The following is a 12,009-nucleotide window of genomic DNA, read 5'->3' on the forward strand; positions in this document are numbered from 1 at the left end:
GTCGGCCGGGGTGAAGTAACGGTGCTCGGTGCCTACGAGACGATGGGCGGCGCGCGGCTGCGGGCGCCGGGGAAGATGCTCTGCCGGGCATGACCCAGGCGTGGGGTGGGGGTGAGGGCGTTGGCCGGCGGTGGGTTACCGAGGCTGAGGTAGGACACGCTGCCCGGCAGCGCGGGGCAACTGAACAGCAGGCTGCAATAGCCGCATTTTTCCCAGAGGACGTGGTGTTCGTCGGCGGTTCTTTTCGGTTGCGGCTCGCCATGGCAACTCGGCATGTCCATGGACATTTCCATGGACATGCCGACGTGATGGTCCATCGGCATCGCCTGGGAAATCAGCGGACCGATAAAGATCATCAGCATGGCGAACAGGCTGATCCAACTGCCGCGCATCACGCGGTGGCGGGGGGACAACCTGGCGCGAGGGGCGCCCATCGAGTGTCTGCCTACTGGGCGTGCTTATGCGCGTTGGGGGCCGTCGGCGGCACTTTTTGCACCGACACTTCGACTACGACCTTGCCGGCTTTTTCGAAGGTCAGGGTCAGCGGGAACTGTTTGCCATCGGCCAGCAGGCTGCGGTCCTTGAGGCCCAGCAGCATCACGTGATACGCCATCGGCGCGAAGGTCAGGTCGCCCTTGGCCGGCACCGCGACGCTGGGCACTTGCTGCATCTTCATCAAATCGCCCTGCATCACGTGCTCGTGCAACTCGGCTTTTTCCGCCACGGGCGTGTCGACGCTGAGCAGGCGGTCCGGTGTCTCGCCGGTGTTATGAATCACGAAATACGCTGCGACGGTCGGCGCATTCGGCGGCAACTCCTGGGACCAGGGATCGCTGACCAACAGGTCGCCGGCCTTGTAGTCATCGGCATTGGCAGCAACGCACACCGGCAGCAACAACGCAGCCAGAAGCAGGGAAGATTTGAGCATGGCAGTTCTCCAGAACGGTTCTAAACGCAGTTCACTTGCGAAGAAAATCAGACCGTCGGAGAGGCGCGGGGGTTGAGGCTTGGCCATTGCTGGCGCGGGGTAGGGTTACGCAATACCGGCGGCGGCAGGCTCTGCACGGCCTCGAACCGCGTGACATACAACTGCGGCACATGCCCCGGCAACGCCACCCACGGCGCCGAGCCCGAGCAACACCAGCAATGCTGCATGGTGGAGTGATCGTCCTGCTGCGGCGCTGGAATCTCCAGCTTGCCCAGGGCAATCGTCTTCAGGCTGGCGCCGTTGGACGAACAGAAACTGCCCCACAGCAACTGCTGCACCGGGTCCTGGTATTGTTGCATGGCACTGGCCATCGGCATGGCAAAGGCATTGAACAGCACTGCAAGGCAGGCGATCCAGGCAATTGCAAAGCGTTGACGGGCCATGGCGGACAATCCGTAGGGTTAAACGATCAGGGGGTATTTAGCCTGATCGGGGGGGATAAGTAAAAAGGGGCGGTGTGGTTTGGTGTCGCAGTGGGTCAGACCGCCGTAGCGTGAAGCTTCAGGCCCAATGCTTTCATGACTTTCATGATAGTCGCGAACTCGGGATTGCCAGTGCTGGAAAGGGCTTTGTACAAACTTTCTCTTCCGAGTCCGGCGTCGCGGGCTACTTGGGTCATCCCTTGGGCGCGGGCGATGTTGTTGAGGGCTGAACGAATCAGAAGCCCGTCGCCCGCATCTTCTTCGAAGCACGCTTCAAGATATTCGGCCATATCCTCTGGGGTTTTTAGGTGCTCTGCCACGTCGAAGTCAGTGAATTCACTCATGAGTTACTCCGTTTTTTCAAAGTCTTCTGCAATTTGTTTTGCGCGCTGAATGTCACGTTTCTGAGTTGATTTGTCGCCGCCGATCAACAGCAGGTAGACCACCTCGCCTCTGCGAGTGAAATAGACCCTGTAGCCAGGGCCATAGTGGATGCGCATTTCGAAAACACCATTTCCGAGTGCTTCGCAGTCTCCAAAGTTGCCCCATTGCGCGTTGTCCAACCTTGCCAGTACGCGTGCTCGCGCGGGTTTACTGCGTAACGAATCAAGCCATTCTAGAAAGTGTTTTGACTTCTTAAATTGAATCATCTTGGATCGTATTCCTTGGGATACAAGGTGGCAAGATGCGACGCGCTGCAAAAGCAGTGCATCCCCTTCGCGGAGGCTGATGCAAAACCGCGAGAGGGGAGGTTAGGACGGGGGCTTTGGGCTGAACCAGCCAGGCGGCTCGGAAGTGTTTGTAGGGAGATTCTGCTTTTTAAGGGGAGGCAAAATCGGTGACCACCCGGGTGGTTATGCGTACAAACAGAAATTTCCGACAGGTCTTTGAGGTTGTCCCTAGGACACTCAATCTCTAGTCTCCGTACACCGCTGAAAACTCAGCGGACGGGCGTCGCGGCCCGGATTCCTATTGGACACTGAGCGTCATCGTCTGCTTTCAGTTGGCGCTTTTTTATCGTCTACTGTGCGGCGCTATGGCGGCTGTACGCGGGATACCTTCGGGTATGCCGGGTTTCCTGAGGACCGGTCCGCGAACCTGCGTACAGCTGCCACCCCCCTATCGCGTCGCGGCGATCAGTGGCAGCTCCATTTCCTTAGGAGTTCCACAATGATCAAACCCACCCCCAATCCTCCCATCCGGCTATTCACCGTGGCCGATGGAATCAGCACTGAAGACCTTTTGGTCAATCTCAGCGAAACACTCGCTTCAGCCAATGCACTGAGTTGCGACATTGCCTTCAACCTGGAAGGCGCACCGCGCGAGGAATTGCTTGGCGTCGCGCAGTTGATCGAGCTGGCGCAATTGCTCGCTGACCGTGTGCACGATGGTGTCGGACAGGCGACAGCCACGATGAACTGAAGACACGCTGCAATCGGTAGGAGCCGGCTTGCCGGCGATGAGGCCATCGAGGCCGGCGGCGGGTTTTCGGGCGCCATCGCTGGCAAGCCAGCGCCTACAGTGAATGCAGTGTCTGAAAGGTGAGGTACGCGATCAGAAAATTCTGACAGCTCATTAGGGGGGCAGGAAGCTAAACCTCTTATATCCGTACACCGCTGCAAACTCAGCAGTCGGGAGTTGCGGTACCCGTACACAAGCGTGATCGTGTGGCCGGCCTTAGACTTCCCAGCTGGCTTCGCGTATGTGATTGAAGTTGACGACATCTACGCAGTGCTGATGAGCAAATCCCGCGACTCTAAGATCGTCAGTCAAAACCAGATAATTATCTTTTGCTGCGGCGACAATACCGACATCTGTAAGGCCATAGGGTGACAACTCATAATCGCGACTTATAGCCAAGGCTGGAATGTGCGTCTCGATTATTGTGGAAAGTGAGTGCGTTAGCGTTTCATAGAAGTCGTGCAGCTTGCTCCCATAAAGTCCATTTGTCAGGTTGCTGACTTCAGCGAGAATGTGGGGCGTTGAAACGAGCTTTTCAAATTGATCGATTACTTTAAGCAGAAGTTGATAGTCTTCATTGCTGTAGCCGCGTGTTCTCTTGAATTCCCCGATGCTGGGCGTTCCTCCTATCAGTGCCAGAAGTAACAAATTAGTGTCAACGATGATTCCTTTTCTTCGATACTTCTTGATGTAAGTATCTATCATATCTCACGGATCTTCATGGAGCGGAACTCGCCAGTCTCCGCGTCAATGATGAAGGTCTTGTATTTTCGTTCAAACATTTCTCCGGAAAGAGCTGCACCTATTCTCTGGAGTTTGTTAGGGTTTGGGACGTTAAAGCCCAGTGTGATTGCCCAAGCTTTTTTGTTTGGATCTAGCTCTACTTCCTCAAGCATTAAATCGTTCAGCGCCATTTCCTGCCCGAGAAAATCGTTGGCTGCTGCTTTTGCAACTTTAACAGCCTCTTTAACTTCTATCATGTCAGCTCCTGAATATCGGTGGGCCGGGCTTGAACTGCTTCTGGAGTTTAGCACTTCGTGTTGGAGGTTCATCGCCGTCTCTTGAAGGTAAAAATAGATCGGATAGAGGTTGGCGGATGATCCTGATCTATCACATGAACGCTGCCAATGAATCGATTGTTTCTGCGGGCGACAAAAACTCCCGGTCCACCGCAACCAACACCGGCCGCTTCAACACCAAGACCGGCACGCCACGCTCGCGCGCCACTTCCAGTTTCGGCTCGGTGGCGGTGCTACCGCTGTTCTTGCTGATCAGCACATCAATTCCGCGCCGTGCAAACAACGCGCGTTCGTCTTCGAGCAGAAACGGCCCACGTGCGCCGATCACTTCGCAACGTTCATTCCCCGGATACACGTCGAGCGCGCGTAGCGTCCAGAATTGGTCGGCAGGGATTTCATCGAGGTGCTGCAGCGGCTCGCGACCCAGCGTGAACAGCGGCCGCTTGAAGGGTTTCAAAGCGTCGATCAGCTCGGCCCAGTCAGCGACCTCGCGCCAATCATCTCCCGGCTGCGGTTGCCACGCCGGGCGTCGCAGCGCCCAGCAAGGGATGCCGCTGATCCGCGCGGCCTCGGCGGCATTGCGGCTGATCTGCGCCGCATAGGGGTGGGTTGCATCGAGGATCAGGCTGATGCCTTCATCCCGGACAAACTGGGCCAAGCCCCCAGCGCCGCCGTAACCGCCAACACGCACGTGGCAGGTCAGGTCAGTGGGCACGCGCCCAACCCCGGCCAAACTGTAAACATGCTCCGGCCCCAAAGTCCGTGCGATAGCCAGCGCTTCGGTCACGCCGCCCAACAGCAAGATGCGTTTCATCGCGGCTTGACCACTTCCAGCAGGGTAATCGGCAGCGCCTGGCGCCACGTATCAAACGCCCCCAACGGCTGGGCCTGGGCCACGTGGATGCGGGTCAGTTCGCCGCCGTGCTCCGCGCGCCAGTTCATCAGGGTCATTTCGCTCTGCAGGGTCACGGCGTTGGCCACCAGCCGACCGCCAGGACGCAGGTGTTGCCAGCAGGTGTCGAGCACGCCGTCGCGGGTGACGCCGCCGCCGATAAAGATCGCGTCCGGTGCTTCGAGGCCGTTGAGCGCTTGCGGCGCGGTGCCGCGGATCAGTTGCAGGCCGGGCACGCCGAGGGCGTCGCGGTTGTGTTCGATCAGGCCCTGGCGGCCTGCGTCGGCTTCAATCGCCAGCGCACGGCAGCTCGGGTGCGTGCGCATCCATTCGATGCCGATGGAGCCGCTGCCCGCGCCCACGTCCCAGAGCAGCTCACCGGGCATCGGCGCGAGGCGGGCGAGGGTCATGGCGCGCACATCGCGCTTGGTCAGTTGGCCATCGTGTTGGAAGGCTGAGTCGGGCAGGCCCGCCAGGCGTGACAGGCGTGGTGTTTCGCTGGAGGCCAGGCAATCGATGGCGACCAGGTTCAAATCGGCGACGCGAGCGTGTTGCCAATCCCCAGCCAGCCCGTCAATGCGCTTTTCATCCACGCCGCCCAGATGTTCAAACACACTCAACCGGCTGGGCCCGAACCCGGATTCAGCCAACGACGCGGCAATCAACGCAGGACTGCTGCCGTCATTGCTCAACACCAGCAACCGCACGCCGGTCGCCAGATGCGCATTCAGCGCCGCCAAGGGCCGGGCGACCACGGACAGCGTCACCACCTCCTGCAACGGCCAGCCCAACCGCGCCGCCGCCAGGGACACCGATGAAGGCGCCGGCAAAACCAGCAACTCGGCAGCCGCCACCTGCCGCGCCAAACTGGCGCCTACGCCGTAGAACATCGGGTCGCCGCTGGCCAGCACGCACACCGGTTCGCCACGTCGCGCGAGCACCGGCTCCAGGGAGAACGGGCTCGGCCACAACTGTCGCTCGCCGCGAATACACACCGGCAACAGGTCCAGCTGGCGTTGGCCGCCTATAATCCGGGTGGCGCGCAACAGGGCGTGCCGGGCATTCCTGCCCAGCCCCTTGAAGCCGTCTTCACCGATGCCTACAACCGTCAGCCAGGGCGACATATGAATTCCTTGAACGACATCCGACGGGCAGGCTTTTCATGCCGCCGGACAAAGCAGGCATAATACCGCGCCTTGACCCGTTAACCGGTAGCCCCGTGAACCCAACGCCCGCTCTGAATACCTTGCGCCCCTCGGCTTGTCCGGGGTTGCTGCGTATCGTCCAGGCGCTGGACGGCGGCATTTGCCGGATCAAACTGGCCGGCGGTTCGATCACGGCGGCCCAGGCCAACGCTGTGGCAGACGCGGCCCACGCCTATGCCGGCGGGGTGATCGAGGCCACCAACCGCGCCAACCTGCAGATTCGTGGGATCGGCGCCGAGCAGGAAGCCCTGATTGCCCTGCTGCTCGCCGCGGGCCTGGGGCCCAGCAATGCCGCCGGCGACGATGTGCGCAACCTGATGCTCAGCCCCAGCGCGGGTATCGACCCGCAGATGCTGTTCGACACGCGCCCATTGGCAGACCAGATCCTGGCCACCCTGCAAAGCCATCCGCGTTTTCATGAGTTGTCGGCCAAGTTCGCCGTGCAGCTGGATGGCGGGGAGGCCCTGGCGATGCTCGAGCATCATCATGACCTGTGGCTGTCGGCGTTCGTGCGCAAGGGCGAGACGCTCCTGGCGTTCGGCCTGGCAGGCTGTCCGGGGCTGGATGCGCCGCTGGCGGCCGTGCCTCTGGCGCAAGGCCATGCACTGGTGGTGGCCGTGCTGGATGCGTTTCTGGACCTCGCCACGCCAGAACAGACGCGCATGCGCCATCTGCCTGTGGATAACTTAATGAGCCGTCTGGATCTGCCGCTGCTGCCAATCGACGGCTTCAAGCGCCCGCCCAGTGGTGCCTTGCTGCATCTCGGCACTTATCCACAGATGCAGAAAAACCAGTTCTACGTCGCTGCCATCGCACCCTTGGGGCGCCTGAATGCGGCGATGCTCAAGGGCGCCGCACAACTCGCCAGCGAGTATGGCGACGCCACCCTGCGTTTCACTCCTTGGCAGGGCGTGCTGTTGCCCAACATCGAAAAGCCCCACGCGGTGACCGAACGCCTGGCGCAGCTGGGTTTCCTCTGCTCGGTCGACCAACCGCTGGCGCACATGACTGCCTGCACCGGCTCCAGCGGCTGCGGCAAGGCCTTGGCCGACACCAAGGCCGACGCCGTGCAACTCGCCGCCTTGCAACCCGGCCATGACGTGCATCTGTCCGGTTGCCCACGGTCCTGCGCCGCCGCGCACACGGCGCCGGTCACCTTGCTGGCGGTGGGCCCCGGCCACTACGACCTGTATTTTCGCGATGCAGCCCACGCCGGTTTCGGCCGGCTGCACGCGCGCACTCTTTCTATTGAAGCGGCGGGCGCCCTGCTGCGCGCTCGCCCACGGAGCAACACCGATGATTGATTACATCCGCGACGGTCAGGAGATCTATCGCAACTCCTTCGCCATTATTCGCGCGGAAGCCAAATTGGACCGTATCCCGGCTGATCTGGAGAAACTCGCGGTGCGCGTGATTCATGCATGCGGCATGGTCGAGGCCATCGATGGCCTGCAGTTCTCTGAAGGCGCAGGCAAGGCCGGCCGCGATGCACTGGCCGCCGGTGCACCGATTCTGTGTGATGCGCGGATGGTCTCCGAAGGCGTGACCCGCGCGCGGCTGCCGGCCAACAATGCCGTGATCTGCACCCTGCGCGACGACAGCGTGCCCGAGTTGGCGCGCGAGCTGGGCAACACGCGCTCTGCGGCTGCGCTGGAACTGTGGCGTCCGCACCTGGAAGGCAGTGTAGTGGTGATCGGCAATGCGCCGACCGCCTTGTTCTACCTGCTGGAAATGCTCGACGCCGGCGCACCGAAGCCGGCGTTGATCCTTGGTTTCCCGGTTGGTTTTGTCGGCGCTGCCGAGTCCAAGGCGATGCTGGCCGCCGACAGCCGTGGCGTGCCGTTCGTGATCATGCAAGGCCGCCTGGGCGGCAGTGCGATGGCCGCCGCTGCGGTGAACGCCTTGGCCACGGAGGTCGAATAATGCCGGTACGCGGACGTTTGATTGGCCTGGGCGTGGGCCCCGGTGACCCCGAGTTGATCACCCTCAAGGCCCTGCGCCTGCTGCGCGAATCACCAGTGGTGGCGTACTTCGTGGCCAAGGGCAAGAAGGGCAACGCCTTCGGCATTATCGAAGACCACCTGGTCGCGCAGCAGACCCTGATGCCGCTGGTGTACCCGGTGACCACCGAAATACTCCCGGCGCCGCTGTCGTACGAGCAAGTCATCAGCGACTTCTACGACGCTGCCAGCCTCGACGTGGCCGCGCACCTGGACGCCGGCCGCGACGTGGCGGTGATCTGCGAAGGCGACCCGTTCTTCTACGGCTCCTACATGTACCTGCACGACCGCCTGGCCGAGCGGTATGAGGCCCAGGTCATTCCCGGCGTGTGCTCGATGCTCGGCGGCGCCTCGGTACTCGGCGCGCCGCTGGTGTATCGCAACCAGAGCCTGTCGGTGCTCTCGGGCGTGTTGCCCCATGATGACCTCAAGCGCCGCCTGGCAGATGCCGACGCGGCGGTGATCATGAAGCTGGGTCGCAACTTCCCCAAGGTGCGCCAGGTGCTCGAAGAACTCGGCCTGGCCGAGCGCGCGCTGTATGTGGAGCGCGCGACCATGGCCAACCAGAAAATCGTGCCACTGGATCAGGTCGAGCCGATGTCTTCGCCGTACTTCTCGCTGATCATCGTGCCCGGTGAACGGTGGCAAGGTTGATGAATCCGGCGATTGTCATTTTGGGCCAGGGCAGCCTGGCCACCGCGCGCAGGATCCAGCAGGTTTACCCGGGCGCATTGATCCACGGCCTGGCCGGACGGGTTGAAGGCGCGGACCAGGCCTACAGCGAATTCGGCGCGACCCTGCGCCAGTTGTACCAGCAAGGCACGCCGCTGATCGCGCTGTGCGCGGCCGGTATCGTGATCCGGACCCTGGCGCCACTGCTGCTGGAAAAAGGTGAAGAGCCCGCCGTGCTGGCGGTAGCCGAAGACGGCAGCGCCGTGGTGCCGCTGCTCGGTGGCCTGGGCGGCGTGAATGTCATGGCCCGTGAAATTGCCAGTGCGTTGGAGGTGTCCGCGGCCATCACCACCAGTGGCGAGCTGCGTTTCGGCACCTGCCTGCTCAACCCGCCTGCGGGTTATGAGTTGGCTGACCTGGACCTCGGCAAGCGCTTTGTGTCCGACCTGCTGGCCGGCGCAAGCGTGCGCATCGAGGGGGCGGCGCCCTGGCTGGATGAGGCCAACCTGCCACAGGATCAGCAGGCGCGCCTGGCGATTCACGTCGGCAGTGCCGAGCGCGTGCCGGCTGCCCATGAATTGCTGATCTATCCGAAGACCGTGTGCGTCACCTGCAAACCGGGTCCGCAGTTGGCGACACGTGTGCGCAGCGCGCTGCACGAAGCGGGTATCGCCGTGCAATCGCTGGCTTGCCTGTTGGCCAGCGAGACGCAGATGGCCGACGTGTCGTTGCACGAAGCGGCGGCGCAATTGGCCGTGCCGCTGCGCTTTGCCGCCGTGGAGCAAGACGCGGATATCGCTATCAGCGTCGCCGAACAGCCGCTGGACGTGTCGCAGGTCGGTCGTGTGCGTGGCCGCCTCGCTGTCATCGGCCTCGGTCCTGGCGCCGCCGAGTTGATGGTGCCGGCGGTGAAGGCCGAACTTGCGCGCTGCACCGATGTGCTTGGCTATGAAACCTATGTGCGCATGGCCGGGCCGTTCCGTGACGATCAGGTGCAGCATTGCACCGACAACCGTGAAGAAATGCAGCGCGCCCGCCACGCTTTCGAACTGGCTGCCCTTGGCCGTTCGGTGGTGGTCGTATCGTCCGGCGACCCGGGTGTGTTCGCCATGGCGGCGGCGGTGATCGAGGCGTTGCACGAGTCCAGCGACCCCGCGTGGCACCAGGTCGACCTGCAGATCCTGCCCGGTGTTTCGGCCTCGCTGGCGACTGCCGCCCAGGCCGGTGCGCCGTTGGGGCATGACTTCTGCGTGATGTCGCTGTCGGATAACCTCAAGCCCTGGTCGATCATCGAAAAGCGCCTCGACCTCGCGTCCCAGGCCGACCTGGCCCTGGCGTTCTACAACCCGATCTCGCGTTCGCGGCCGTGGCAGTTGGGGCGCGCCCTGGAAATCGTTGCGCTGCACCGCACCCCCGAAACGCCGGTGGTGCTGGGTCGCGACATCGGTCGCCCCGGCCAGACCCTGCGCACCACAACCCTGGGCCAGCTCACGCCGGAGCAGGTGGACATGCGCACCATGGTGCTGATCGGCTCGTCCACTACCTGCACCTTCCCCCGTGCCGGTGGCGGTGATTGGGTGTACACGCCGCGCTGGTACGGCGAAAAACCCATCGGCTGAAAACGCCTCGACGGCCGCCAGAAAGCTCCGAGTGACCCAGGGAATTACCTGCGGTGGCTCGGGGCTTTTTCTTTTTTTATCGATGAAAACCTGAAGGCTGGCACGCATGCCCAGTAATTGCTGGGCTGGGTTTTGCGCGGTGCCCTTGCAAGCGATGTTTGTCGTCTGGCAAGCCGCGCAGCCGCTGGATTAGTGTGAACACATGCCCCATGTGGGGGCTTGTGGAGAACTGAAAATGGAGCGACATCACGCAAGGATCAACAGCAGCAAAAGGCGCAAGTTGATTGCCGCCTACAAGTTGCCGGGGGCACCTGGCAAGCCGCCTGCCGTGCCCCTCGACCCGAATAATCCATGCAATGCGGCCGTGGTCAACAACAGTGTGATTTCGTTTGCCGAGGGCCTGTCCGGAATCAACCGGGAGTACATCCGTAAAAGCTATCTGCTGGCCAGCAGCTACGTCAGCGATGTGTTGAAAATGCACCGGGGTACCGAGGCCTGGTACGACGAATTCATCAAGGTCATGATCAGCCTGGGCTGGTTGCCGTTGCGCAGCAGCTTCGAGCGGGTCTCAAGTTCCGGCAAGGGCCTGACCGTGCAATTGGCGGTGCTGAACCTGATCGCGGCCATGCTCGCCTCGACCTCATTGGCCGGGCCACTGCTGGCGTCGCTGCCCAAGTTGGCGGCCGATGCATTGGAGGCCATGAAGCAACACCCCGCTTCGTTCGAGCTGTTCAAGCGCAACAGCACGCTGCATCAGGGCGGTGATTTCGGCGTGGCGTCCTGCGCCGAAAACGACGGCGAGGTGATGATGGTGCTGGTGACCTACAGCAGCCGTGGCGTAAGCAAGCAGGTGGGCCTGCCGTTTCTGGAGTGGGACAGTACGTCGTTCGAGGCTTTCAGCGGGCAAACCTGCCTGGTGCTGAATACCTCGGTGGTCAACGAAAAAACCATCCAGTTGATGCGCGAAAGCGCCGGCGACAAGGTGCAGCTGGCAATTGCCCAATACCGGATCTAGGGCACCAGGTAACCGCGTACGCCGGTGAAGATGATCTGCGCGGCCAAGGCGCACACAAACAACCCCATCAACCGACTGACAATCTGCAAGCCCTGGTCACCGAGAATGCGTTCGATCCGGTTGGACAGGTACAGCACCACGCCCACCGTGAGGCTGGCCAGGGCAATGCTGAGGATGGCGGTGATCTTGTCATCCCAATGTGGCTGGCTGACGCCCATCACCAACAGTGCGCCGATGGTGCCGGGGCCGACGGTGAGGGGGATGGTCAGCGGCACGATCGTCACGTCCTGCTGCACGTTGTCGGTCTGCACTGCGGACTTGCCCTGGGCCATGCCCAAGGCGGAAATGAACAGCACACTGCCGGCGCCGATGCGAAACGCGTCCACGGTGATGCCGAACACGCTGAAAATCGCCCGGCCGAACAGGTAGAGCAACACGCTCGATACCAGGGTCGCCAATGCGACCTTCCAGGCCAGGCGCCGGCGCTCCTTGCTGGAATAGCCGCGGGTCAGGCTGATAAAGCAGGACAGCACGAAGAACGGGCTGTAGAGCACCAGCATCTTCAGGTAAACGCTGAATAACACGTGGAGCATGGTGGGAGCTCGCAGCGAAGGAGGGCGAGCGGGAGTTTATCAGGCCTGTGGCTGAGCGCTATCTGTGATGCGACAACACTCCAATGTGGGAGCGGGGGGGGGGGGGGGGGGGGGGGGGGGGGG

Annotated in this window: 16 protein-coding genes; 6 read left to right on the forward strand and 10 right to left on the reverse strand. The window is 62.0% G+C overall.

What is annotated here, in order from left to right:
• Positions 1-32: 32 nt before the first annotated feature.
• From NTD80_RS08620 to NTD80_RS08640, 5 genes are all read right to left on the reverse strand, one after another.
• On the reverse strand, positions 33-434 hold the full coding sequence (locus NTD80_RS08620; protein ID WP_262133150.1) for a DUF2946 domain-containing protein: 402 nt from the start codon (positions 432-434) through the stop codon (positions 33-35).
• Between the two features lie 11 nt (positions 435-445).
• Positions 446-928: a copper chaperone PCu(A)C gene (locus NTD80_RS08625; protein ID WP_262133152.1), complete on the reverse strand. Its 483-nt coding sequence runs from the start codon at positions 926-928 to the stop codon at positions 446-448.
• A gap of 47 nt (positions 929-975) precedes the next feature.
• Positions 976-1,371, reverse strand: coding sequence for a DUF2946 domain-containing protein (locus tag NTD80_RS08630; RefSeq protein WP_262133154.1), 396 nt, complete (start codon positions 1,369-1,371; stop codon positions 976-978).
• A 95-nt stretch (positions 1,372-1,466) separates the two neighbouring features.
• Positions 1,467-1,754, reverse strand: a complete 288-nt coding sequence (locus tag NTD80_RS08635) for an addiction module antidote protein (RefSeq protein WP_120447525.1) — start codon at positions 1,752-1,754, stop codon at positions 1,467-1,469.
• Positions 1,755-1,757: 3 nt separating this feature from the next.
• Positions 1,758-2,060, reverse strand: a complete 303-nt coding sequence (locus tag NTD80_RS08640) for a type II toxin-antitoxin system RelE/ParE family toxin (RefSeq protein ID WP_262133155.1) — start codon at positions 2,058-2,060, stop codon at positions 1,758-1,760.
• Positions 2,061-2,580: 520 nt separating this feature from the next.
• On the opposite strand from NTD80_RS08640, the gene NTD80_RS08645 reads away from it, so the two are divergent.
• Entirely contained in the window at positions 2,581-2,832 is a 252-nt protein-coding gene (locus tag NTD80_RS08645) for a DUF6124 family protein (RefSeq protein WP_262133156.1), read from the forward strand.
• Positions 2,833-3,087: 255 nt separating this feature from the next.
• On the opposite strand, the gene NTD80_RS08650 is transcribed toward NTD80_RS08645, so the two are convergent.
• From NTD80_RS08650 to cbiE, 4 genes are all read right to left on the reverse strand, one after another.
• Entirely contained in the window at positions 3,088-3,576 is a 489-nt protein-coding gene (locus NTD80_RS08650; RefSeq protein WP_120447527.1) for a PIN domain-containing protein, read from the reverse strand.
• Positions 3,573-3,851 carry a hypothetical protein gene (locus NTD80_RS08655; protein WP_262133158.1) on the reverse strand — a complete coding sequence of 93 codons (279 nt, stop codon included), beginning with the start codon at positions 3,849-3,851 and terminating at the stop codon, positions 3,573-3,575. Before NTD80_RS08655 ends, NTD80_RS08650 begins: the two co-directional genes overlap by 4 nt.
• A gap of 130 nt (positions 3,852-3,981) precedes the next feature.
• The gene (locus NTD80_RS08660) at positions 3,982-4,704 is read right to left on the reverse strand and encodes a cobalt-precorrin-6A reductase (RefSeq protein WP_262133160.1); all 723 of its coding nucleotides are present in this window, start codon (positions 4,702-4,704) and stop codon (positions 3,982-3,984) included.
• Positions 4,701-5,906, reverse strand: a complete 1,206-nt coding sequence (gene cbiE, locus NTD80_RS08665; protein WP_262133161.1) for a precorrin-6y C5,15-methyltransferase (decarboxylating) subunit CbiE — start codon at positions 5,904-5,906, stop codon at positions 4,701-4,703. The genes NTD80_RS08660 and cbiE overlap by 4 nt, the downstream gene beginning before the upstream one ends.
• 38 nt (positions 5,907-5,944) lie before the next feature.
• Between cbiE and cobG the strand changes: the two genes are divergently transcribed.
• The 5 genes from cobG (at position 5,945) to NTD80_RS08690 (ending at position 11,293) form a co-directional block, all read left to right on the forward strand.
• Positions 5,945-7,291, forward strand: coding sequence for a precorrin-3B synthase (gene cobG, locus NTD80_RS08670; protein ID WP_262133163.1), 1,347 nt, complete (start codon positions 5,945-5,947; stop codon positions 7,289-7,291).
• Positions 7,284-7,910 carry a precorrin-8X methylmutase gene (locus NTD80_RS08675; protein ID WP_016972527.1) on the forward strand — a complete coding sequence of 209 codons (627 nt, stop codon included), beginning with the start codon at positions 7,284-7,286 and terminating at the stop codon, positions 7,908-7,910. Before cobG ends, NTD80_RS08675 begins: the two co-directional genes overlap by 8 nt.
• Positions 7,910-8,641, forward strand: coding sequence for a precorrin-2 C(20)-methyltransferase (locus NTD80_RS08680; protein ID WP_065900262.1), 732 nt, complete (start codon positions 7,910-7,912; stop codon positions 8,639-8,641). The genes NTD80_RS08675 and NTD80_RS08680 overlap by 1 nt, the downstream gene beginning before the upstream one ends.
• Positions 8,641-10,278, forward strand: coding sequence for a precorrin-3B C(17)-methyltransferase (gene cobJ / locus NTD80_RS08685; RefSeq protein WP_262133166.1), 1,638 nt, complete (start codon positions 8,641-8,643; stop codon positions 10,276-10,278). Before NTD80_RS08680 ends, cobJ begins: the two co-directional genes overlap by 1 nt.
• Positions 10,279-10,513: 235 nt before the next feature.
• On the forward strand, positions 10,514-11,293 hold the full coding sequence (locus tag NTD80_RS08690) for a hypothetical protein (protein WP_262133168.1): 780 nt from the start codon (positions 10,514-10,516) through the stop codon (positions 11,291-11,293).
• Here the strand turns inward: NTD80_RS08690 and NTD80_RS08695 are convergent.
• Entirely contained in the window at positions 11,290-11,886 is a 597-nt protein-coding gene (locus NTD80_RS08695; RefSeq protein ID WP_262133169.1) for a MarC family protein, read from the reverse strand. The genes NTD80_RS08690 and NTD80_RS08695 overlap by 4 nt on opposite strands.
• Positions 11,887-12,009: the final 123 nt, after the last annotated feature.

Origin of the sequence: Pseudomonas sp. 13B_2.1_Bac1 (assembly GCF_025466155.1) — a bacterium.
Lineage (GTDB): Bacteria > Pseudomonadota > Gammaproteobacteria > Pseudomonadales > Pseudomonadaceae > Aquipseudomonas > Aquipseudomonas aylmerensis.